Source organism: Bacillus sp. SA1-12 (assembly GCF_000981385.1).
Lineage (GTDB): Bacteria > Bacillota > Bacilli > Bacillales > Bacillaceae > Metabacillus.
Window position 1 is genome coordinate 44248 of sequence record NZ_LATZ01000015.1, and the last position, 24482, is coordinate 68729.

The window sequence follows — 24482 nt, forward strand, 5'->3', positions numbered from 1 at the left end:
CTTAATTTAACAAAATATAAAAAAAAGTTTTAGAGCCTAAATAAAAGTTTTAGAAACTAATTGACAATAGGATTCTTTCAAATATAATGAGTAATATAAGAAAAAAAATTTTTAGGTAAAAAAATTTTTTTGAATATTAATATTTATTATAGCATAAATCCCTCGCTATTGAATTTGTGGGTTGTGTATGCAGGAGGTGGTAAACTACATAAGTGTTAATAGAGAGTAAAAGATTGGTGTTACAAAATTAAAGGTAAGGAGTGAAAAAGATGAAAAGTACCCCCTATGTATATGTTGATTTAGATAAAGTTGACAAGAATATCCAATCAATGGCTAATCGCTTGAAAAGGGCAGGAATTGATCACTGGCCACATATAAAAACACATAAAAGTGTGGAGCTGGCAAAAAGACAGTTGGAGGCAGGGGCAAAAGGGATTACATGTGCAAAATTATCTGAGGCAGAAATTATGGCAGAGGCAGGCATACAATTGATTTTAATTGCTTATCCGTTAATTGGAACTGAGAATTTGCAACGATTAGGAAAATTAGCAGAGAAAATTCAAGTTCGTACAACTGTTGATAGTTATGTTGTTGCAGAAGGAATTTCAAAAGTTGGGGAAGCATTAGGAAAAAGGATGGAAGTGCTAATCGAAATTGATGGTGGAAGTCACCGTGGAGGGGTACAGCCTGGAGAAGATGCGGTAAAATTTGCGCTAGATATTGCTAAGTTGCCTGGTATTGAGATTGTTGGCATTTTTACTTACGTCGGACAAATTTATGGCTTTTCAAGCGAAGTAGAAGTTAAAAGAGAAACCTTGAGAGAAGCAAATATTTTGCTTGAAACAAAAGAGCTTCTCCATAAGAACGGAATCGATGTGTCTGTTACATCAGGAGGATCAACTCTATCTTCTTTCCATGCTGAACAATTAAAAGGAATAAGTGAAAGCAGGGCGGGTAATTACATTTTTGGCGATATGAATTCGATTTATCATGGGATTCACTCTATAGATGATTGTGCATTAAAGGTTCTCTCTACAATTGTAAGCGTTCCATTACCTGGCTATGCAACGATTGATGCTGGTAGTAAAACGTTGACAAGTGATTTATCTGTCGAAGGCAGTAACTATGGACATGTTGTGGGAAGACCAGATGTAAAGATTACAAAATTGAATGAGGAGCATGGCTATATCAGATATAATCCAGAATGTATCACGTTTCATGTTGGTGACCAAATCGAAATAATTCCAAATCATAGCTGTGTAATCCCGAACTTAAATGATTTTATTTTTACATATAGAAATGGTGAGTATGCAGGGCCACTAACAATAGATGCAAGAGGGAAAAATTTTTAATAAGGGGGTCTCAAATGGCAAATACAAATTTTAAGGATTCCGCTTACTTTGACTCAAATGAATTAATCGAGATACTATGTGGTTTAATATCAAAAAATAGTGAAAATCCATTAAAAACTGAAGAAGCTGCTGCATTTTATATTAAAGAAATACTACTTAGCAATGGGATAGAAACAGAGCTTTCCTGGGCTGAAAAGGGTAGACCAAATGTTTTAGCAAGATTAAAAGGGAATCAGCCCGGTCCAACATTATTATATAACGGCCACTTAGATGTTGTTCCAGCAGGATCTGGATGGAGTGTAGATCCATTTGCAGGTTTGATACGCGATGGAAAAGTATTTGGACGTGGAGCTGCAGATATGAAGTCTGGAGTTGCAGCGATGATCTATACGGCGATTATTTTAAAGCGAATGGGTACTCCGTTTGCTGGAGAATTAATTCTTTTTTTTAATGTAGATGAAGAAAGAGAAAACATTGGCATGCTTCATTTCTTAAAAGGTAATATTACCGCTGATTACACGATCATCGGTGAGCCTACTGAGTTAGAAATATGTATTGCGCATAAAGGGGTCGCCCGTTATCGACTACATACAAAAGGAACTTCCCAACATGCAGCCAAAGTAAAAGGTGCAGATAATGCTATTCATAAAATGGCTGAGATTATCAGTAACTTAGCTAAATTAGATAAAAAAATTAGTGAAAAAGAGGATCCACTACTAGGAAATGGATCATTAACGATCACTGAAATTAAAGGCGGAACGGCTCCAAACATGGTTCCTGAGAAATGCATTATTGAGATTGACCGAAGAGTATTACCAGGAGATACAAAAGAATCTGTAAAGAATGAAATTAGGCAAGCTTTGGGGGCCAATTCAAAACTGAAAATGGAGTATGAGTTAGAAGAGTATTTATTCCTTCCCGCAAGTTCCATACCTAAAGATCATGTACTTGTTGAAAACCTAGCAAAAGTGTGTGAAAAAGTAAATAAAGAAGAAGCAAAAATAAAAGTTTTCGAGGCAACGTGTGAGGCGCCATTTTTTTCGGTTCATAAAGGAATACCAACAGTTATATTTGGTCCAGGATCCTTAAAACAAGCACACGTTATTGATGAATATGTGGAGGTAAATGAACTCAAACAAGCTGCTTTTGCTTATGGTGAATTGGCATTAGAGCTTTTGAAATCAAATTAATTTTAGAAAAAATAAAGATGTTAATTCAAGGAGAGAATAGTATGTCAATTGAAGCAAAACTGAAGGAATTAAATATCCAATTACAAGAAGTACAAACTCCGAAATTTAGTTACCTACCAGTAAATCAAACTGGTAATCTTGTATATACTTCTGGACAGGATTGCAGAGTAAACGGAGAACTTATTTTAAAAGGTAAACTAGGTAAAGATCTAACAATTGAAGAGGGGCAAAAAGCAGCGCGTCAATGTGTGATTAATTGTTTATCTGTACTTAAATGGCATTTAGGAAGCTTAGACAGGGTAAAAAAAGTTGTGAAAATGTTAGGGTTTGTTCAAAGTGAAGAAGGATTTAAGGATCAACCGTATGTAATGAATGGAGCCTCAGATATCCTCATTGAAGTCTTTGGTGAAAAAGGAAAACATGCCCGCTCAGCAATTGGAACAAACGAGTTACCATTTAATACTCCTGTGGAAATTGAGATTATTGTTGAAGTAGAAGATTAAGTAGAAACAGCGTTCGGGGATTGTATGCAATGGTATAATCCCTTGTCAACTATGAAGGAATCATTCATTCCCTAAAAAGAAAGCGCTTTTAATATCTGAATTTTCTGATTTGTGATTTTGAAAAATACTTTTTTATATGAGGAGTTATGAGATGAAAAGACCTGTGTTATATTTACTATCTTTCATTGCGTATATAATCATGCCAATTGGTGTTGTTTTTGCTAATCGTGTAGAACCCTATGTGTTAGGGTTACCATTCTTACTTTTTTGGATGGTTCTTTGTATTTTTATAGGGACAGGTATTATGACAATTATTTATCAATTTGTTCGTGAGGAAGAGGAAGGGATGGAATAAAAATGAAGCACATATCTATTATTATTCTTGCAATTTTTCTACTTTTATCTCTATATTTAGGAATTCGTGCCTCTAAAGGGAAAAGCAAGGATCTTGAACAATGGGCGCTTGGTGGTCGTGGTTTCGGTACACTTTTTATTTTCTTATTGATGGCAGGAGAACTTTATACGGTTAATGCTTTAATGGGTATAAGCGGATGGGCTTATGGAAAAGGAGCTGCGTCTTTTTATAATATTACCATGCTTAATTTTATAGTTGGGTTCTGGCTTTTACCGCTTATTTGGAAATATGGAAAAAAACACAAATTAATTTCTCAAGCCGACTTTTTTGTGAAGAGCTACAATAGTCCTTTGTTGGGGATTTTCGTAACTCTCGTTGGTTTTATAGCGATGATTCCTTATTTGATTATCCAATTGAAGGGCCTGGGAATTATTGTGTCACAAGCATCTTACGGTACCATTTCTCCAACCTTAGCAATTTGGATTGGAATGATTTCCATAACTGTTTATGTGATGGTTTCGGGTATTAATGGTTCAGCATGGAATGCTGTTATTAAAGATATTCTAATTGTTGTTGTTGTTCTTTTTCTAGGTATTTATCTTCCAATTCACTACTACGGCGGTATTGGGGCTATGTTCCAAGCAGTTGATCAAGCAAAACCAGGTTTTTTAGAACTACCTAATTCTGGATTTAGTCAATCTTGGTATATTTCCAATGTTCTTTTATTATCTTTGGGTTATTATATGTGGCCACATACATTTGTAGCAATTTTTTCTGCAAAAAGCTCTAATGCAGTTAGAAAAAATGCTATTATATTACCTTTATACATGCTGTTTACTCTTTTTGTCTTATTTATTGGAACTGCATCTGTTTTGCAAGTCCCGGGATTAACTAATGGAGACATAGCAATTTTTGAGATTGCTAAAAAAACATTTGATCCTTGGGTTGTTGGATTTATTGGCGCAGCAGGACTTCTAACAGCAATTGTTCCTGGATCTATGCTTTTAATGACTACTGCAGCCATGTTATCCAAAAACGTTATTCAAGAGATTCGACCAAAAACAACCGATGTACAAGTGGCAAATTTAGCGCGCTATTTAGTACCAATTGTTGCATTGATTGCCCTTTATTGCACGTTTAAAGGTGGAGACGCTATCCTTTTATTAATGCTAACTGGATACGGTTTTGTTTCGTAATTTGCACCAGCAGTCTTTTGTAGTTTTCTTAAGAAAAATCCATTGACGAAAGAAGGGGTATTCTCTGGGATTACTGTGGGTGTACTTGCTGTTGCGTATATAAACATTACAGGAGCTACAATGGATAGCCTTTTTCCGGCTTTGCCACAATGGATGAAGGATCTTAATATTGGAATTATTGCTCTCCTTGCAAATATTATAGTGGCTATAGTTGTCAGTTTGATTACTAAAAAAGCCATAATACAGCAAAAACTGTCAGAACAGCAAGAGAAAAGTTTCGGTTAAAGGTCAACCTATGATTCAAGTTGATCTGCCTTAAAATTAGGAGCATGCTTCTAGTGACCTAGTTATTTTGGTTGTAACAAACTCACAGATGATCGATTTATTATAGAATTATTTACCCAGCAAATTGTATTTGCTGGGTAAACTGATTTACTAACTGTTATAGTAATTAATAAATTTCCCCTTAAACAAATAATTCCGTAATTAGATTCGTTTGCTCTTTTTTATAAATAACATTTTACACTATCATAAAATGTACCACTTATTTTGGAGAAAATTAAAGATCTTCTTTGAAGGTTTAGGGCTAGAAGATACGAATAAACTTTCTTATGATATGAAATGGATCCCATGAAATTCCACCTAAAATTAATCATTTTAGTAGTTATTGAACAAACAAAGATTGCTGAGTTGGTTGTTAAAGGGAACATGGAGTTAGAATTGAATTTTAGCAAGTATATTGTGAAAAAAAGAGTTTCATACACTATAAACTGAAATTTGCTAGATCAAGATTTGTATGCAGCCATATGAGTATGACTTTGATTGAAAAGTGGTAAAATCAAATCAGATGTTTGGCTGAGAACAATATGGAAAGGTTTTAATATTATTTAAAGAAAGGTCCCCGTTCTGATGAAAGGAGAGACGGGGAATAATTCCACTACTGATTTTTGAAGTTTAAACCACTTTATAAGAGTTATTTTGTTTTTATATAAAGGTGGTAGTGCTCATGATTTATTTCCGCTAGTGGAACAAATTTAATTTGTTCTGCTTCATACATAAAATGATCTGTATCCCCAATTCTTATAAATTTCTCATGAAGATTCTCTTCGTTTATTGGTAATTCCAAGTAATTCTCCTGATTTGAAATGGCTGCTAAAATGTATGGCCCATAAGCAATAGATACAATGTTTTTCTTATCGGGCGTAGCTTCAAGTCTCAATGTCGGAGAAAATTGGATAGATACTCTATCACCTTTTATCCATTGTTTTTCAATTTCTAAGTATCCATCTAGTTCTTTGGCATTATACTCCGAGTGATTGACCAAAATTTTCACAGTACCCTTATGCCAATAAGGTAAGCGGATTTTTAATGAATTTTTCTCCAATTTTTTTATATGCAATTCAAGAGATCCTGAAAATGGGTTATGAACTTTTTGCTCTATTTTTATCCCGTTTTCCTCATCATCAATTTCAGAAGAGACAAATAAATTCACATACAGTGACTTATCATCAGTAAAGTACAGGGCTTCCGTGTATTTGAAATGATTTTCCAATCCTGTACCACGACAGCAAGAATTTTGATCATCAAATCCTTTTTGACTGCCTGGACGGGTAGGCATAAAATACGTGCTAGCTCCTTGACATTCATGATCCGTACTTGAAAGGATATGATTGAACATTGTTCTTTCGTAATAATCCATAAAACTTACTTTATTTTCATATTCATAAAGATTTTTCGTTAACTTTAGCATGTTATAGGAAGCACAGGTTTCTGCAGTGTTGTCTGAAATATTTGCCCCAATTTGATAGGGCTGCTTAAACATTTCTCCCTCGCCGGTTCCGCCAATTGAATAAATATGTGATTTTACCACGGAATCCCAAAAGAAACGAGAGATTTCGTAGTATTTTTTCTCTTTTATGGCATCAAAAATTTTCATTGCACCAATCGCCTGCGGAATATGTTGATTGGCATGAAGTGAACCCAATGCATCAATCTTTTGTTCCATAGGGAAGAACAATCGATCATTGTCAAATAGTTTTGCTGCCTTAATATGCTTTTCCTTTTTTGTGTACATATATAATTCAGCCAGTGATTCATTTATTCCACCCAATTCACCAGCAATATACATTCCCCACATTTTTTTTAATTGTTTGTTTGGTAATACACTTAGACGATTGTATACCCAATCCCCAAGTTTATCGGCAATGGTTAATGCTAAATCAATTTTTGCTAAATGGTAACTATCTAATAAACCAGCAAAAATTTTATGCAGTGTATAATAAGGCGCCCAAATTTGTGGATAACGTGTATACTTTTCTAAAAGATCGAATTGTTCTTCCGAATAGCCACTGAGAAATCCGTATCCATAGTTTCCATCTGCTTCAAAGGCCAACTGAATTTTATTTAGCTCAGAGATCATATAGGTTAGTTTTTCAAATATCGTTTTATTATCCGTTGCAGCATAACATAAAGCGAGTGAAGATATATAGTGCCCTGTAGTGTGACCTCTTAGTAAACTATCAGGTGAATCCCACCCAATCATTTCAGGTGCACCTTTCGTATCCAAACCGGAAGCTTTTCTAAAGTTATAAAGCATCTGATCATCGTTAACAGAAAGTAAGTATATTAAACGTCGATCCTGTGCTTTCTTGAAAAGTGTGTTCTCTTTCAATCGAACCTTAGTAGGCGCAATACTATTTACTTTAGCGGTTTTTTCATGATAGATTTCAACATTTTTCATAATTTTGATTAATGCTTTTATCTCAAAGGCTGTATCCGTTAATCTTCCATAAACAGTTTTTTCTCCTATTTCATCATAGATTTTTCTCTCTTCATCATTCCAAGTAATTGAGTGTGAAATCACGTCACCGCCTTTAGTTTGAATGGCTACTGCTGACGGAAGGTAAAATTCCTCATTTACCTTCTTTTCAAGAACAATTGGAAAAACTTTTTCTAATTGAATTTTATTTTCTGCTTCTAAAATATTAACTTCATAAATCTTATCCATTGAGAATTCACCATAAGAAAAAGTTGCAGTTATAGGAACAATTCGGTCACCTTTACCATATTCGGGACGATGAACTCTACCTGTCCCATTAATCCAGCGATCATCCTTGGAACGCCAAGTAATTTTTGATCCAAATTTTCCTTCAGTCGGAAGTTTTATATCAAATTCTACTGTTTTTAAGTTTCCTAGATATAAAGCTTCAATATCTTTTTCAACAATTTCCCTATCACTTAATACATCTAACATTATTTATCCTCCAATCATTATTTATAAAACGCTTACATAAAAAGTATACAAAAAAAGACTCATTATTGTCGGTAGTTAAAAAATAAGATTAGGTGGATTAAATTGACTTTATATTGTAACCTTCATAGCACTGGAAAATGTACAACAGCCCAACTATTTTTCAAGAGAAAGAGGGTGCTATATAATTATAAAAGGTAGTAAAAGGGTGGATGAATCTTGTCTCTTATGTTTCATTAACTTACCAATACATACTTTAAACACGATTTTGAGTACATTATAAGGTGTGTATTTGCTGAACCTCCTCACAATCTTATAGTATCTTCGCTTATTCATGGGGTCAAAGCCCAAAACATATTCCAATTAGTAGGGGAAGAGAAACACGCAAGGGAAAACATAATCCCATTGCCATTTCCTTTAGGAACGTTTGTATAAGTGGATTGTTAGTGAAACATCTTCTATCAGAATAAAAAATCTTAAATACCACCTTTGCTATCCTTATATTGAGTAGTTAAGTTCCTTTTTTACTTTACTTGAATAGTCAGTGAACAGGAGCTGATCAAGAAATTAGAAAAAATATGAAAAGGACCCACATATATCTGGGTCCCTATCCTTTTTATTCTCGGTTCGAACAATCATTGGACCGGGCTATAATTCAACCTTCAGACGATCCTTCATTGGGTTCAGATGCCTTTGTTTAGCGTACTTTAATTGAAAATGTTTTCTTTACCGGAATGCTTTTTTCATCATAATCTCTTAATTCAACGGTAAAAGTGTAGTTCTCTTTTAATTGTTTTTTTGATACTTTTCCATTTATGGTTCCGGTAAACCTGTTTAAACTCAATCCTTCAGGAAGAGAGCCCTCCACTATTCTCCAATCATAAAATGGAACACCACCCATTGCCGATAACTTTTGTGCATATTTGTTGCCTTTACTTGCATTATCTAGAGAAGAAGTAACAATTTGAGGCTTAAGAAAAGGTGTTAGGTTTTTGTTCAGCTTCCATCCCGCATTTTCTGCAACTAATAAAGTGAGTTTTGTCAACATCCATCTCCTTGTTGGGAAATAATGCTTCCAACCTGCACTCTGCCCGCTTATACGATCCCAATATTTTTCGTCACCAGGTATATGGTAACTGCTATCAAGTGAAACAGGGTATCCCTGATAATTAATGACATCAGGATCATTACCGCCATTCTTCTTATATTCTTGCATACCAGACCAATACTCATGAAATGCTAGTGAATGCCCAAATTCGTGCATCATTAGACCATAAACATCTGTTACTTTATATAAATCAGTTAAATACCATTTTTCATCATCTAGTGATGTAAATGGAATGGCTCCATCAATAAACTCTAAAATTAAACCTAGAGATCTATGGATTTGTTCCGGTACCATTTCACCGTTTCTTGTATGGTAATTTCCATTATTAGCCGGATACCCTGTAGACCATGGATCATTCAGTCCTCTCATAGCGATCCACATACCGTTATAAGGCACATTGTTTGTTACTTCTACATGATTTTCCCAATTATCACCCGGAATCATAATACTTTCAGAGTTTGCGGGAACCTCATCAAAGGGTTCCATATCAAAGAAGTAAAACCAGTCTTTAATAGCCTGTTCTGCAGCATTTCTGATTCCTTCATCCTTAAAGTATCCTGTAATTGTGTCAGACCGATAATCAAAATGCAGAGGGAAATTTGTTTCTTTATTATCATCCTGATCCCAAACTCTAATAGGTATGTTTTGAGTATGTTCTTTGCCAATTTTGTCCGAAGTGATAAAAGTTAATTTATATTTTTCAACTTCATTCGGACCACCAATACGGTCAGGATGAATTTCCAGTTTAAAATCCTTTTTCTCTTCAGCGTTGGAAAATGTTAACGTTTTTGTCGCCCCATCCTTAGACAACTCGCTTGGCAAATCCATCATTAAACGAGAGGTTCCTGTTGCTTTAATTGTTATGGTTACAGGAAACACAGCATCTTTTGGCGGTTTAACTGTAAGTTTTACATAAGGGTTCGCGATATATCCCTGCCAGTCTACGAGTTCAACACCATAGTCGTTGATGTTTCTTTCGAAAATATCATAGATCTGAGTATGTGAAAGTTCACTTAAATTTGGTTCAGTTCCTGTTTTTTTAGAAGCTACCATGTTATTTGACTGATCTAGTAAACTATTATTTGATGTTTCCGCAAAACTTTGTTGAACAGAAAGCACTAAAGATGCAATCATTGTAAGAATGAATACGATAGGTAATTTTCTTTTCACTTTTATACCTCCATTCAGAAGTTACTACATCCAACATATGCCTGGGTGTTTGGCTAAATTGGCTGGTATTAGTTCAAGCTATGGTTTGGCAGAGCCCTAAATCAGCGATCTGCGAGGCAAATTCTTGACAATGGTATAAAACCTATGCTTTGCTCAAGGACTTATTTAGCATACCTTCCTTTATTCTCACAGCACCTGATATATTGAAGTAAAACAGTTGGCTTGATTGTCAAAAATGGGCAGCTTCCTGTAGTATTTTCAATAAAACTCTACACTGAAAAAGTGTTTTTAGAGCTTTTGAGACTACCCAAATTTCCATGGATTGTACTCAAGGTAACAACAGTAAAAATGTGCTTTCGATTTGTAAATTTGAATCACCTCCTATAAAGTTAGTTAGCTGTGTCTTCTGCATTTGTGATAAAATACGATTAAAGTTTTACATCTTAAAGCTCACGGATGGCAGGAAATGCAGAATAGTTCAATTGGTAAAATGATACAATTTTGGACCTATCATTGTCGGTAGTACAGCAATCACATTTGGTGTATAAAACCGACCTTTTTAAAAATAATACGGCAATGAAGGAAGAATAAATGAATTTCAAATAGAGGGATGAAACATATTGAGTCAATTCCTAAAAACCGATGTAAATATACCGATCGAATTTATTTCATGTGGCCAATTTTTATCAAGGGAACCTTGGACGCACACAAGGAGAAACCTAAAAAGTTTTGTAATAATTATTGGTGTGAAAGGCACTCTTTACATTACTCAAGAAGGTACGCAGTATGAAATTAAGCCCGGGGATATTTTACTTTTGTTAAGCTCGCATACCCATCTTGGTCATAGGGAGTGTAAGCCTGGGGTGTCATTTTATTGGTGCCATTTTAATTGCAGTAACCATTTTACATTGATTGATGATAAGACTATGGAAGATGAAGTAATATCATTTCGTTCTAATCCTGCTTATGATCGTTCTAACCCGCATATTTTTATACCAATCTATTCAAAACCTCAAAGAGTTGAGCGAATTAATATACTATTTAATCAATTACTAGATGTGTCCAATGCAAACTACTATAACAAAAGAAGTGTTGATTATATAATCACAACTTTGTTAATTGAAATATCAGAACAAGCTCTTACCAATTTCCAAACAACAAAGGAAAAAACAAAAGTTGATAAAAATCTAGTGAAGATTGTTGAATGGCTTCGTATACATACAACGGATAATATCTCAGTTACTTCGGTAGCAGAACAGTTCAATTACAATAAAGATTATTTATCTCGCATTTTTAAGCAAAAAATCGGAATAAATATCCAAGAATATATTCATATTCTCAAAGTATCTAAAGCAAAAGATCTATTATCTTCTACAAACCTTGGAATTAAAGAGATTGCTTATACAGTCGGAATTTCTGATGAAAAATATTTTATGAAGCTATTTAAGAAATACGAAAAATTAACCCCAACAGAATTTCGAAAAGCTTACTATCGGACACATTTAAATAAAGAATAAAAAACAGAGGGGGAATACGCCCCTCATTTTTAATGATTATTCTCCTTATTTGTTAATCTGTTCTGTCAAATCTCCTTAATTTTTGCACCTTTTTCCCCCACATTAGCTTTGATTTAAACAACATATTCGGGAACATCATCTTTTTTTCGTCGTTGAGACATTCAAAAATATTACCGCTTAATTTAGTCAGTTTATATATTCCACTTTAAGAGACCGTAAGGAAGATATTATGGAGCTGAGTCCGCGTTTTTTTAATGAAAAATATCAACTTTATCTAAAAGGTAGGAATAATCCACCTAATATTTAATTTTGGCTACTGACATTTAATATTCGGTGATGCTATCATTTCGTTTGAAAGCGCATCCACAAAAGTTAAACTAATACATGAAAGGAAAACTATCCTTGATTTTTGTATGATTGAAATAAGGTACAGAATAATATTTTACAAATATCATTCCTTTTATTAGAGAATAGGAGTCAAGTGGTTAGAAAGAAATCAACAATCAATAACGATGATGACACGATAAAAGTTTAATAATCGTTTTTTTGTGAAAGGTTTGCACTGTGGTCTGGAATGACTTATTAAATTAAAAGTTGAAAACTAACATACACATGGACTAGGTTTAAAGCAACTAAAATGTGCATATTCATCAGATTGGTATCTAATAAGGTCTGATTCTGCTGTATTGGTAGTATCAGTAATCTTTATTGGTCAAAAGAATGATGTTGAGTGTATAAGTCGTACTGAAAAAATAGTAGTTGATTGATTAAACGAATACATGTCAAAAAAACAAACCATTTAGGGAGTGGAACCATTGAATAAAATAATGAAGCTTAGAAGCGTGTTTGAAGAGTTGGAGATTGATGGAATGATTATTGCCAGCCCAACGAATCGAAGATATATGACTGGATTTACTGGAACTGCTGGTGTTGTAATTGTTTCAAGAGAAGAAGCAGTATTTGTTACTGATTTTCGGTATGTAGAGCAAGCTACCAGTCAAGCAAAAGGGTATACTATTGTGCAGTATAAAGATGATTTAACAGCAGAAATAGCAAAACAGGTTATAAGCCTAGGAATGACTAAACTTGGATTCGAGGAAGAACATCTTTCGTATAAAGAATTCCGAAAATACACTGAAGCGATTAATATATCTTTTGTACCTACTTCTGGGGTAGTTGAAAAGCTTCGTGAAATCAAAACGGAAGAAGAAATTGCCGTTATTAAAAGAGCAGCAGCAATAGGAGATATTGCTTTTACACATATAGTAAACTTTATTAAACCTGGTATAACAGAAAAAAATGTTGCCAATGAATTAGAGCTTGTCATGAGAAGAGAAGGGGCTACATCCTCTGCTTATGATATCATAGTGGCTTCAGGATATCGTTCAGCACTACCGCATGGCATCGCATCAGACAAGGTAATTGAAAAAGGTGATATGGTTACCCTTGATTTTGGTGCATATTATAATGGATATCGTTCAGATTTAACGCGAACTGTAGCTGTTGGAGAGCCGGATGGAAAACTAAAAGAAATCTATCAAGTGGTTTTGCAAGCACTTAATAAAGGTGTCACTGGATTACGGGCAGGACTTACGACAAATGAAGTAGACGCACTACCACGCAGCTACATTCAAGAAAAAGGTTATGGAGATTATTTTGGGCACGGTGCAGGTCATGGAATAGGACTAGATATTCATGAAAATCCATTTTTTAGCACAAAAGGAAAACCTCAAAAAATAGTAGCAGGAATGGTAGTAACTATAGAGCCTGGTATTTACATTCCCAATCTTGGTGGTGTACGAATTGAAGATGATCTCCTTGTAACAGAAAACGGAAATGAAGTACTTACTCAATCAATAAGAGAGTTAACAATTATATAGATTTATCTGGGAAGTAAGACTTGATGGTCAGGCCATAATCTTTCCGTATTAACCCTGTACTTCGAGGAAGTTAGTAGATTACAAGATAAGAAAATTGTACATGTTAAAATGCACTACTTCAAAAAATGAGGCAATAAATGATAATAATAGGCACATTATGTTGAAGATGCTCCCCTTTAGGTAGACAGATTAAAAATAAAAATCTGTTTTACCCTAAGGGGAGCTATTTATGTTCAATCTAAAATTTAACCATAATAGAATCTACTGATTATGAAAACCTTTTGCATACAAGCAGTCATTCGAAAGGCAGAAAACGTTCCAAATACTCTTTCCCTTAACACGTGTCAGAAAATGTGTTGAATCGCGAATGAATAGCTTGATAATGGACCAATTCAGAACAAATAGCAATTGTAAAAATTATAATGGGTAGAATTTAAATAAGATCAACGTGATGGTGAATGTAGGAATGAATATTTTCCCCTAGTCGGAAGTTGCGAAGAAAATTAACTACTATTTGTTTGTTTTTAAGGATATAATCCGAGTTTAAAATCTCATGAGTTGCTGTTCTGCAAATCTTTTACTTGTGTTTGATGATAATCTCCTTACTGTCTAAAATGATTAGCACTGTAAAAAAATTTTTACTCCGATTGTATAAAATGTTTAAATAGTATCTTTTAGTATAGTCTCAATGTCATTTAAAACTTGGTACATATTTTGCAAATAAAGAGATGAATTCTTTTCGCTGGAAGGGAGGAGCTATGTTAAATGAAGTACTATGATTGTCATTAGTACCAATAAGAAGGTCGTTATATTTGTTACTTTTCTTATTGTAGAACAAGGAAATTATCAAATGAATTTTTACGGTTATCAATTAAATGAATTATTACATGAAGAAGCTTCCAAAACCATTAAATTTATAGTCGGATTTTTACACCTAATGTAATAGTTGGACCACTGACAAAATTTAGGGACAAATGATATTATTTTAGTGGATAACACAATTCTAAATATTAAGATTATTGTGAACGGTAAGCGATTACAAGGGGGTCAAACAGGTGAAATTATCAATATTTTACTAATCATTTTATTAATCAATTTATTGAAATGAGTTTATTCTTTCATTCAAATAAAGGCTGCATGGAAACGAATGGAAGATGCTGAAATTAGTAAGCTAGTAAATAGTAAATTAACAGATCATTTAAAAAAACGACAAAAAAGTCTTTCTTATTACGCTTTTTACTGGAAAAGAACCTGGAGGGAAAGCTGAGCAGTCTCCAATCGTCATGAAATGTAATGTGTGTGGGTCATAAGATTGAAACTACTTTTGCCTATTTTCAGGGTACTGGAAAACAAAACTTCTCGATATTATGTGCTACTAATCATATTGATTCTGTCTTCAGTAAAGCAAATGTGCTACGAAGTTCATCAAGAAATCGAATCAGCAGCAGTAAGACTTTATAGAATGACAGGAAATAAACGCTACTTAAGACTTAATAAATTTTTTATTACTAATCGAGGTTAAAAAAGGATCAAATTGTTTTCTATAATTAGTCTATTACTTTTTGGAATAGTCAGATTTATACACCATTTTGCATTCTCCATCTGCGGACGATCATTCTATACTTCAATTAATATTTCGAAAGACTCAAAATTTTCCAAAGTTATTCATTCACCAAACATCCTTGAATATTACATAAAAATTAATTAGGAAAAATAGAGAAAGGTGTGGGGAAATGAGAAAGCGTAAATCGTATCTAGTAATTTCTATTGTCTTTATATTGATTGTTGGACTATTAAGCGGTTGTTTTGGTGGTAGCAGTGCAACAGGAAATGAAGAAGAGAGCAATGGAAATAAAGATGTCGTTCAGCTAAAGTTCACGTATTGGGGAGGACCTCTTGAGAAAGAGTCAATCGATGCTTTACTTAAATCCTTTAACGATTCACATCCGAACATTCAGGTAAAAGGACAACAAGTTCAAGGGAACTATTTAGAAAAGATGACGACGATGGCTTCTTCGAATACTCTTCCGGATTTGGGCTATTTCCCAGAAGGAAGCTTGCCACCTTGGCTTGAAAACGGTGCGATAAAAGATTTAAAACCACTGTTTGATTCAGGTGAATTAGGAGCCAAATTAAAATACTCGATATTTCAGTTTGAGGAAAACGGTCCAATCGCCGGTTCCAGTGTGGCTAATGAAGTAGCAAACATTTATTACAACAAAGATTTATTTGATGAAGCAGGGGTAGAATACCCGCCAACAAAAGCAGAAGAAGCCTGGACATGGGATGAATTTGTTGAAGTGGCTAAAAAACTAACTACAGACCGAAATGGCAAACATCCTGGCGAAGATGGATTTGATCCAAAAAATATTAAAACTTATGGTGTTAATAACTTTACTTATCATTATGAGACATTCCTTTTTAGTAACGATGGAGGGATTATTTCCGAAGATGGAAAAGATATTATCCTTGATAAACCTGAGACAATAGAAGCCTTACAGAAAATGCAGGATTTAATGTATGTTCATCATGTAATGCCTACTCCAGCTAACTTATCCACCCTTCCTAATGTGGACACAGCACTTTTAACAAAGCGTGTTGCCATGAATATTGATGGTCATTGGGCGTTGCAGGAGCTTGGTAAGGCTAAAAAGGAAAAGAATTTAAATTTAGGAATCGGTGTATTGCCAAAAATGAAAAATGCCGTAACAACAAGTTATGGAACACCAATTGTGGTGTTTGATACTGACAATACAAAAGCAAATTGGGATGAAACGAAAGAATTTTTGAAATTTGTTATGGATCCTCAGAATAGTTTACCGTTAATTACTGGTGGTTTATGGATGCCTAATGAGGAAAAGTGGTATCACGAACCTGAGTTAATTAAAAAGTGGACTGATACCGAGATTCACCCAGAAGAATTTAAAGAATCAGTCATCGATTGGGCTATGAACAATGTTCGTAAAAACCCAAACTATTATTGGAAGGATCGTTCTGAAGCGGGGCAAATTATTTCTCCTGGATTAGACCAACTTTGGACGAATAAAAAGAAAGCTGAAGAAGTTGTAAACGATGTCATTATGCCGAAATTAAATCAAAAGTTTGGCGATGAATACAAATAATGGATGACATTTATTTGATAATGGTTTGTTACGAAGTGCGAAGCTTCGTAACAAACCACTAAAATTAAGTTTTGTTTTGTACATTCTTTAAAAACGATCGAAGCTCTGCTGTGTTTATTTAAGGAGGGATCAAATGAGTATTGGAAATATACCTATAAAAACGAATAGCACAAAAGTGGGAGTTAAAGTAAAAAGCAACGTTAAATTGCGTCAAAAAGAAATATTTTGGGGTTACTTTTTTACCCTTCCAGCTATTTTAGGGTTATTAATTTGGACAATCGGCCCTATGCTAGCAAGTTTGTATTTTAGTTTTACTGATTATAAGGTGGTTGGGGATTATCAATGGATAGGATTTCAAAACTATGTGGAGATTTTTAAGAACGATCTAAATTTCAAAAAATCGCTGTTTGTTACTTTTTATTTCGCTATAGGAAGTACTATATTAACCCTCCTAGCAGCATTAATCGTAGCAATCCTTATGAACATAAGTGTAAAAGGACAATCCATCTTTAGAACCATGTATTATTTACCTGTCATCGTACCTGCAGTTGCCTCTAATATATTATGGCTATGGCTATTTAACCCTGACTTTGGTTTATTAAACAGCATTTTAGATTTTTTACATCTTCCGAAACTAATGTGGATTTATGATGAAACGACTGTTATTCCTTCATTAATATTATTGAGTATGTGGGGATGTGGTGGCACAGCATTGATTTTTCTGGCAGGGCTGCAAGATGTGCCTAAGCAGCTACTTGAGGCAGTTGATATTGACGGAGGAAATTGGTGGCATAAATTTCGATTCGTCACTGTTCCATCGATATCACCAGTAATCTTTTTTAATCTTATTATGGGTCTGATCGGTTCCTTTCAAGCATTTACACAAGCTTATGTCATGACAGAAGGCGGTCCGAATAACAGTACATTATTTTATGTTTTACTCATTTATCGTGAGGCATTCCAGAAAAATAATATGGGATATGCAAGTGCGCTCTCATGGATTTTGTTTATAGTAATCTTTATATTTACATTGTTTATCTTTAAGTCATCTAAAAGCTGGGTGCATTATGGGGGAGGGAAATAAGTTGAAACTAAAAACCGTAAATCGAACAATTTCGTTATTTGTATTAATTGTAGGAGCCGTCATTAGCTTAGTTCCCTTTGTATGGCTTATTCGCAGCTCATTAATGACTTCAACGGAAATATTTGAGTTTCCACCAAAACTTTTCCCTGAAGAGTTTCAGTGGTCAAACTACCTCGAAATTTTTTCAATTATTGATTTTTTACTCTACTTTAAAAATACTTTACTTATTTTAATTCCTGTTCTTATTGGGACCATTGTAACCTGCTGTATGTGCGGATATGGCTTTGCGAGACTGAAATTTCCAGGTAGAGATTTTTGGTTTGCTCTTATTATTGCAACAATGATGCTTCCAGGAGCGGTTACACTGATACCTACATTCTTAATGTGGTCAGAGTTAGAGGCTATTAACACATTTTGGCCGTTAATTATTCCTGCTTTTTTTGGCGGCGGCGGTTTCTTTATCTTCTTGATGCGCCAGTTTTTCATGAATATTCCCAGAGAACTGGATGAATCCGCCTTAATTGATGGAGCAAATCATTTCCAGATATTCACAAAAATATTACTCCCATTGGTTAAGCCGCCAATGTTAGTAGTAGGTTTCTTTACTTTTATGGGTGTATGGAATGACTTTTTTGGACCATTGATTTTCTTAAATGATGAAGCAAAGTATACGTTAGCTCTCGGTCTCTTACAGTTAAAAGGATCATACGCAGCTGATTGGCATCTCATGATGGCAGCAGCAGCAGTCATGACCGTTCCTGCGATTGTCATCTTCTTTATCGGACAGCGTTACTTTATTGAAGGGATCAGCTTAACTGGTATCAAGGGTTAGTCATCTAGATAAAACCTTTATTTTTTCTCTAAAATCGTTTTTCTATTTAGAAAGGAGTTAACAAAAATGAATTTACTGCAGCAAAAATTATTAAAACCGATATCTTTCACGAATGTAGTGATAGATGATGTCTTTTGGTCACCGCGAATGAAAGTGAATAGGGAGCAAACCATTCCGCATCAGTATACGCAATGTAAAGAAACTGGGAGAATTGAAGCATTTAAACTCAATTGGATACATGGTATGGAAAATGAACCGCATATATTTTGGGATTCTGATGTAGCCAAGTGGCTGGAAGCGGCAAGCTACAGCCTAGCCACTCATCCTGATCCTGAGCTTGATAAGCTGGTAGACGAAGTGATTGCCTTAATTAGTTCTGCACAACAGCCTGACGGCTATCTTAATGTTTATTTTACTGTGGTTAAACCAGGTGAACGTTGGACTGATTTGCGTGATGCCCATGAATTATATTGTGCCGGACATTTAATGGAAGCTGGTGTAGCTCATTTTGAGGCAACAAAAAAACGAACACTTCTTGATGTAGTCTGCCGCTATGCCGACCATATTGATTCAATCTTTGGCTATGAAGATGGTAAGAAGAGAGGATATTGTGGTCATCAAGAAATCGAGCTAGCCCTTGTTAAATTATATCGAGTAACCGGTGAAAAACGTTATTTGAAATTAAGTCATTTCTTTATAGATGAACGTGGACAAGAGCCTCATTATTTTACTCTTGAGAAAGAGGACAGTAAAGGATTTTTTCACAATTTCATGAATCACTTGGATAACATCAAAGAGTACAATCAATCTCATAAACCAGTGAGAGAACAAAGTAAAGTTGTTGGACATTCTGTAAGGGCAATGTATATGTATTCTGCAATGGCCGATCTTGCTGGAGAAATTGGCGATGAATCACTATTAAAGGCATGTGAACGTCTATGGGAGCATTTACATATGAAAAATATGTTTATTACAGGTGGAATTGGATCAACAGGTAAAAATGAGGGATTTACTTACGATTATGACCTCCCAAATGAGACGTCTTATGCAGAAACCTGTGCAGCCATTGGATTGGTTTATTGGAACCATAGAATGCTTCAATTGGAATGTGACGGGAAATATGCAGATGCTATGGAACGTGCTCTTTATAATGGTGTGATTAGCGGTGTTTCTTTAGACGGCAAAAAGTTCTTTTACGCTAATCCTTTAGCAAGTTTAGGTGACCGACATCGAAAAGAATGGTTTGGATGCGCCTGTTGTCCTCCTAACCTTGCTAGGTTGCTGGCCTCTTTAGGAAGTTATATCTATTCACAAAACATTGATGATATTGTTGTCCATTTATATGTTCAAGGCGAAGCCAAGTTTAATGTACATGGACAGCAAATGAAATTAAAGCAAAAAACTAATTATCCTTGGAATGAGAAAATCTCTATCAATCTTGAATTAGAACGTCCAGATACCTTTGGAGTAAAACTGCGAATTCCAGAATGGTGCAAAAAGGCAAAACTTAAAGTGAATAATAGAGAGTTTGATATTACCGACCTTTTTGATAAGGGATATGTCCGGATTGAGCGTGAGTGGAAAAATAACGATTTAGTAGAATTAGAGTTATTTATGCCGATTGAAAGGATATATTCTCATCCGAAAGTTAGGCAGAATAGTAATACTGTAGCTATTCAAAGAGGACCGATTATTTATTGTTTAGAATCAATTGATAATAGTTGCTCTTTACATGAAATTTCTCTTCCGCCGGAAGGAGTACTTGAATCTGGTTATGATGAAACACTTCTAGGAGGTGTTGTAAAGATTATAGGAGAGGCAGAACTAGTTGATGACAATGCTTGGGAGAATAAACTTTATTCCACCAATAAACCAAAAAACAAGCCTTTCCAAATAACCGCAATCCCATATTATGCATGGGATAATCGAGCATCTGGACAAATGAGGGTTTGGATCCATGAGGGTTAAAATGAATAAATGATGAAGGAAGGTGGGGAGGAATCGATGTTCCTTATCGATTCCTTTATGAAGAAAGTTCTCAAAATGGTATGACGCTTGGATAATGAAGCAGAAAATACTAGTTTTAAATGCTATTAGATTGAGAGTAATTAGTTGGTTCGCACTAAGGGTTTACAGGATATTGATAAATTTTACAATTAGAACGGTTTACATCCAAATGAAATGATTGAAGGGGGAGAAAAGGAGACCGTTGCCATTCGGGTTACAGAGTCCTCTGTTTTTTCGCAGTATGGTAAATAGAGAGCTATCTATTATTGTTAGATTAGAGTCTTTAGCATAAAAATAGATATTCAGTTAAACAATCATATAAAGGCGGCTCTTTTCCTTTTCTTTCTCAAAGCAAGTGGTGTAAGAAGAACAAAATATTTAGTAAGGGGGAATATTGCAATGAATTTGGTAACTCGTAAGGATGTTCCAGAAGAAGATACATGGAATTTAACTGATATTTTTCCTTCTGACATTGAATTTGGGAGAGCTTATTCAGCTGCAGAACAAGAAATAGATGAAATGTTAAGTGGAAAAATTTCTTTATCTTCAGCGTTTGAAACACTTAATTCTATCCGAAAATACGATAATTTAATGGAAAGGCTTCATCGAATCTCAAGCTATGCCATGTTCAAATATTCGGAGGATGAATCAGATCCTGATTCTCAAAAGTTAATGGGAAGAGCACAGCTATTAGTTGGTAAAGGAAATAAGGTATCTACTAAATTTGTGAATATCTTAATACAAATACCTAAGGAAGCTATGACAAAATATTTGGAAGAAGAAAAAGATCTTCAGTTATATAATCGGTTTTTACAAAGGATTGACGAAACCCGCCAACATGCATTAACTCCGGATATGGAAGAAATTTTAGCATCATTGGGTCAATCTCTAAAATCACCTGAAACTTTCTATCTCACCATTACATCTTCTGACTTGAAATTTGAGCCGGTAAAGGATAAGAATGGGAACGAAGTACCTGTTTCCTTACACATGTATATGACACAGATTGAAACATCTCCAGATACGACCCTCCGTAGAAATGCCTATAAATCCTTAACAAAAGGTTTAAAGAGTCATCAACATGGACTTGCTAAAATTTTATCAAGTGAAATCAACAAAAATGTGTCTCTAGCAAAATTACGAGGTTTTTCATCTGCACTTGATATGCACCTTCAATTTTCACCAGCATCAACTAATTTTTATACCACAGATGAAATTTCTACAGAGTTTTTTGAACAAATACTAGACATATTCCAGAATGAGCTCTCGCCATATATGCAAAGATACGCCCGTTTAAGAAAAAAGCAACTTGGTTTAGATACACTTTTATTGTCTGATGTTAAAGCTCCCTTAGATCCTGAGTTTGATCCACCAATAAGCTATAAGGAAGCAGGCGAAATCATCACTGAAGCTGTAGGTGTACTAGGTTCTGAGTATCAAAATCAAATGCGCAAAGCATTTTCAGAAAGGTGGGTTTACCGGGGGGATAATATTGGAAGAAGGATGATTGCCTTTGGTGGAGGTGTTCATGGTGTCCATGGCTATTCTTTTTATCCTTGGGGAGGAAATTTGTTTGACATGCTTCTTTTAAGTCATGAGCTTGGGCATACCATCCACTATACACTTTCTGCTCAAAATCAACGATACATTAACAATTCACAATCCATGTTATTTGTAGAATCCCCATCTACACTAATCGAACATTTAGTGGTTCATTATTTGCAGGAACAGAGAAGTGACCCTAGACTAAATCGCTGGTTAAATATGTATTTAATGATGAGTTACCATCATAACTGTGTCACCCATGTACTAGAGGCAGAGCTGTTGCGGAGGCTTTACAAAATGGCCGAAAATAAAGAACCATTAACTACCTTGGATATTAGTCAAACAAAAGGGAAGATTTTAACTGAATTCTGGGGAGACACAGTGGAGATAGATGATGGGGCAATATTAACGTGGATGAGACAGCCGCATTATTATATGGGCTTATATCCTTTTACTTATTCAGTTGGAATATCTGCTGCAACAATCATTGCTCAACGGATAAAAACCGAAGGTATAGGTATAGGTGAGCAATGGACTAAAGTCCTTAAGCAAGGCGGCAATATGAAGGGGCTTGATTTATATAAAATGGCAGATCTGGACATGTCAACGACTAGCATTATCAAGGAGACAATTACGCATGTTGGAACTATTGTTGATAATTTGGAAAAAAGTTTTTCCTTATCCTGATTCAGATAGAAGCGTAGAGTTAGAGATTGTGAAAGAAAATTTACGATGAACTATTCAAAAGATCCATTAAAACAGATATTTTCAATTGTGCAACATTGCTTAACTTATCATTGTTTAGGGAGTGTTTACTATGAATAATCAACATCAGGAAAGACTGGCATTATTACTCCAGTATCTTGAAAAGGAACAAATAGATTTAGCCATTGTCATCTCCCCAAAAAGTGTTTTTTATTACACTGGCTTTTATTCTGATCCGCATGAGCGGTTTATGGCGTTAGTGCTTGATTTACGTAATCAACATCACTATTTATTTGTTCCAGCCCTTGACTTGGAGGCAGCAGAAGCAACATCATCGATAAAAAAAATTATCCCCATTTTAGACGAACAAAATCCGTATCAAATTTTACTAAATAAAATTGGGGAAGGTGTACAAACGATAGGACTAGAAACCAAAAATTTCAGTTTATATCAGCAAGAGCAGTTCAATTTATTTATTCCAGGATTCCTCTATCAAGATATTGGGGAGTTCATTGCAGCCCAGCGGATGAAGAAGACTCCAGATGAATGCAGAATGGTCCAAGAAGCGGTTTATGTGATCGAAAAAGTACTTACTGAAGGAATTAACCGAGTTCAAGTCGGCATGAAGGAGGTAGAATTAACGGCAGAACTGGAATATTTAATGAGGATGTATGGAGCAGAAGGGCCATCGTTTTCAACGATTGTTTTATCCGGTGAAAAATCTTCGCTGCCTCATGGGCATCCAGATCAGAAGAAAATTAATCGTGGTGATTTTTTATTAATTGATATGGGAGTCATCCTAAATGGCTACTGTTCAGACATTACCCGCACTTTTGTAGTCGGGGAAGGTACGGCCGAACAAAAGAAAATGTATGACATCGTCCGAGAATCTGTTCAAGCTGGGATCAATGCTGTAAAAGCTGGCCATACAGCGGGCAGTGTAGATATCGCAGCTCGCAATGTCATTAAGGATAACGGTTACGGACAATATTTTAACAATAGGGTAGGCCATGGTTTGGGCATGGAAGTACATGAGGAACCCTCTATCCATGAAAAAAATAAACTGGTATTGGAACCAGGTTTATTGTTTACGATAGAACCGGGAATCTATATTCCTGGTTATGGTGGGGTAAGAATTGAAGAAAATGTGTATATAGAAGAAACGGGAAACGCAAAAGTATTAACTTCATTTTCCACGGAATTTACATTGTTAGGTTTGTAATAGAAGTAATCCATAATTTGAAGAAATACTTTCGGGAAGAAAATTAAAATAGTGATTTAAATAAGAAGGTAATGAAATTGGTGATTTTTGTTTCTTTTGTATAAGGATTTTTTCTGACTATAAGTTAGGTTCCTTGGGGAATCCGGCAGTTAGTCAAAGACAGAGTAACGCCGAACCAACATTTACCTTAGAAATTTATGCAGAACTCCTAGTGGCAAAAATCTCATGATCTTCTCAGCGTTTAGTTACAAGTCGTTCAGGGACAATCAAACATTCATCTTATAGTAGATAGGTAAATACATGGAGTAGGTGTAATTGAATTAGTATGCAGCCATACCTATTTAAGGAGGTGATAAATGAAAGGAGAAATTTGTGTATTAGTGTTATATTTAAGGAATTTTGTTTCGTTTACTTCAAGCAATAACATGAAAGTATAGTTAATAC

15 protein-coding genes and 1 pseudogene are annotated in these 24482 nt (G+C 34.9%); 14 read left to right on the forward strand and 2 right to left on the reverse strand.

What is annotated here, in order from left to right; all coding sequences use genetic code 11:
• Positions 1 to 269: 269 nt before the first annotated feature.
• The 5 genes and pseudogenes from WQ54_RS11110 to WQ54_RS11130 all read left to right on the forward strand — a co-directional run bounded on the left by WQ54_RS11110 (position 270) and on the right by WQ54_RS11130 (position 4881).
• The gene (locus WQ54_RS11110) at positions 270 to 1352 is read left to right on the forward strand and encodes an alanine racemase (protein ID WP_046516331.1); all 1083 of its coding nucleotides are present in this window, start codon (positions 270 to 272) and stop codon (positions 1350 to 1352) included.
• Positions 1353 to 1366: 14 nt separating this feature from the next.
• Complete coding sequence (locus tag WQ54_RS11115) at positions 1367 to 2542, forward strand: M20 family metallopeptidase (protein WP_046516334.1); 1176 nt, start codon at positions 1367 to 1369, stop codon at positions 2540 to 2542.
• Positions 2543 to 2583: 41 nt separating this feature from the next.
• Entirely contained in the window at positions 2584 to 3045 is a 462-nt protein-coding gene (locus WQ54_RS11120) for a RidA family protein (protein WP_046516338.1), read from the forward strand.
• A 151-nt stretch (positions 3046 to 3196) separates the two neighbouring features.
• Entirely contained in the window at positions 3197 to 3400 is a 204-nt protein-coding gene (locus tag WQ54_RS11125) for a DUF3311 domain-containing protein (RefSeq protein WP_046516341.1), read from the forward strand.
• Between the two features lie 2 nt (positions 3401 to 3402).
• A pseudogene (locus WQ54_RS11130) lies at positions 3403 to 4881 on the forward strand (sodium:solute symporter).
• Positions 4882 to 5569: 688 nt separating this feature from the next.
• Here WQ54_RS11130 and WQ54_RS11135 read toward each other — a convergent pair.
• The gene (locus WQ54_RS11135; RefSeq protein WP_046516343.1) at positions 5570 to 7849 is read right to left on the reverse strand and encodes a beta-L-arabinofuranosidase domain-containing protein; all 2280 of its coding nucleotides are present in this window, start codon (positions 7847 to 7849) and stop codon (positions 5570 to 5572) included.
• 694 nt (positions 7850 to 8543) lie between these two features.
• The gene (locus tag WQ54_RS11140) at positions 8544 to 10007 is read right to left on the reverse strand and encodes an Ig domain-containing protein (protein ID WP_046516419.1); all 1464 of its coding nucleotides are present in this window, start codon (positions 10005 to 10007) and stop codon (positions 8544 to 8546) included.
• 737 nt (positions 10008 to 10744) lie between these two features.
• On the opposite strand from WQ54_RS11140, the gene WQ54_RS11145 reads away from it, so the two are divergent.
• From WQ54_RS11145 to WQ54_RS11180, 9 genes are all read left to right on the forward strand, one after another.
• Entirely contained in the window at positions 10745 to 11641 is an 897-nt protein-coding gene (locus WQ54_RS11145) for an AraC family transcriptional regulator (protein ID WP_046516346.1), read from the forward strand.
• An 815-nt stretch (positions 11642 to 12456) separates the two neighbouring features.
• Entirely contained in the window at positions 12457 to 13521 is a 1065-nt protein-coding gene (locus WQ54_RS11150; RefSeq protein ID WP_046516349.1) for a Xaa-Pro peptidase family protein, read from the forward strand.
• Between the two features lie 1408 nt (positions 13522 to 14929).
• The gene (locus tag WQ54_RS35625; RefSeq protein WP_156177881.1) at positions 14930 to 15043 is read left to right on the forward strand and encodes a beta-L-arabinofuranosidase domain-containing protein; all 114 of its coding nucleotides are present in this window, start codon (positions 14930 to 14932) and stop codon (positions 15041 to 15043) included.
• Positions 15044 to 15254: 211 nt separating this feature from the next.
• The gene (locus tag WQ54_RS11155; RefSeq protein ID WP_046516351.1) at positions 15255 to 16643 is read left to right on the forward strand and encodes a sugar ABC transporter substrate-binding protein; all 1389 of its coding nucleotides are present in this window, start codon (positions 15255 to 15257) and stop codon (positions 16641 to 16643) included.
• A 133-nt stretch (positions 16644 to 16776) separates the two neighbouring features.
• On the forward strand, positions 16777 to 17727 hold the full coding sequence (locus WQ54_RS11160) for a carbohydrate ABC transporter permease (RefSeq protein ID WP_046516353.1): 951 nt from the start codon (positions 16777 to 16779) through the stop codon (positions 17725 to 17727).
• A gap of 1 nt (position 17728) precedes the next feature.
• Positions 17729 to 18559: a carbohydrate ABC transporter permease gene (locus WQ54_RS11165; RefSeq protein WP_231597501.1), complete on the forward strand. Its 831-nt coding sequence runs from the start codon at positions 17729 to 17731 to the stop codon at positions 18557 to 18559.
• Between the two features lie 66 nt (positions 18560 to 18625).
• Entirely contained in the window at positions 18626 to 20527 is a 1902-nt protein-coding gene (locus tag WQ54_RS11170) for a glycoside hydrolase family 127 protein (RefSeq protein WP_046516360.1), read from the forward strand.
• 438 nt (positions 20528 to 20965) lie between these two features.
• Complete coding sequence (locus WQ54_RS11175; RefSeq protein WP_046516362.1) at positions 20966 to 22798, forward strand: M3 family metallopeptidase; 1833 nt, start codon at positions 20966 to 20968, stop codon at positions 22796 to 22798.
• A gap of 130 nt (positions 22799 to 22928) precedes the next feature.
• Complete coding sequence (locus tag WQ54_RS11180) at positions 22929 to 24038, forward strand: Xaa-Pro peptidase family protein (RefSeq protein WP_046516364.1); 1110 nt, start codon at positions 22929 to 22931, stop codon at positions 24036 to 24038.
• Positions 24039 to 24482: the final 444 nt, after the last annotated feature.

What these genes read in the sequence shown, in the direction of transcription:
- WQ54_RS11110 (WP_046516331.1), top strand. Translation starts at nt 270, where the DNA reads ATGAAAAGTACCCCCTATGTATATGTTGATTTAGATAAAGTTGACAAG.
- WQ54_RS11115 (WP_046516334.1), top strand. Translation starts at nt 1,367, where the DNA reads ATGGCAAATACAAATTTTAAGGATTCCGCTTACTTTGACTCAAATGAA.
- WQ54_RS11120 (WP_046516338.1), top strand. Translation starts at nt 2,584, where the DNA reads ATGTCAATTGAAGCAAAACTGAAGGAATTAAATATCCAATTACAAGAA.
- WQ54_RS11125 (WP_046516341.1), top strand. Translation starts at nt 3,197, where the DNA reads ATGAAAAGACCTGTGTTATATTTACTATCTTTCATTGCGTATATAATC.
- WQ54_RS11135 (WP_046516343.1), bottom strand. Translation starts at nt 7,849, where the DNA reads ATGTTAGATGTATTAAGTGATAGGGAAATTGTTGAAAAAGATATTGAA.
- WQ54_RS11140 (WP_046516419.1), bottom strand. Translation starts at nt 10,007, where the DNA reads ATGGTAGCTTCTAAAAAAACAGGAACTGAACCAAATTTAAGTGAACTT.
- WQ54_RS35625 (WP_156177881.1), top strand. Translation starts at nt 14,930, where the DNA reads ATGTGCTACGAAGTTCATCAAGAAATCGAATCAGCAGCAGTAAGACTT.
- WQ54_RS11155 (WP_046516351.1), top strand. Translation starts at nt 15,255, where the DNA reads ATGAGAAAGCGTAAATCGTATCTAGTAATTTCTATTGTCTTTATATTG.
- WQ54_RS11160 (WP_046516353.1), top strand. Translation starts at nt 16,777, where the DNA reads ATGAGTATTGGAAATATACCTATAAAAACGAATAGCACAAAAGTGGGA.
- WQ54_RS11170 (WP_046516360.1), top strand. Translation starts at nt 18,626, where the DNA reads ATGAATTTACTGCAGCAAAAATTATTAAAACCGATATCTTTCACGAAT.
- WQ54_RS11175 (WP_046516362.1), top strand. Translation starts at nt 20,966, where the DNA reads ATGAATTTGGTAACTCGTAAGGATGTTCCAGAAGAAGATACATGGAAT.
- WQ54_RS11180 (WP_046516364.1), top strand. Translation starts at nt 22,929, where the DNA reads ATGAATAATCAACATCAGGAAAGACTGGCATTATTACTCCAGTATCTT.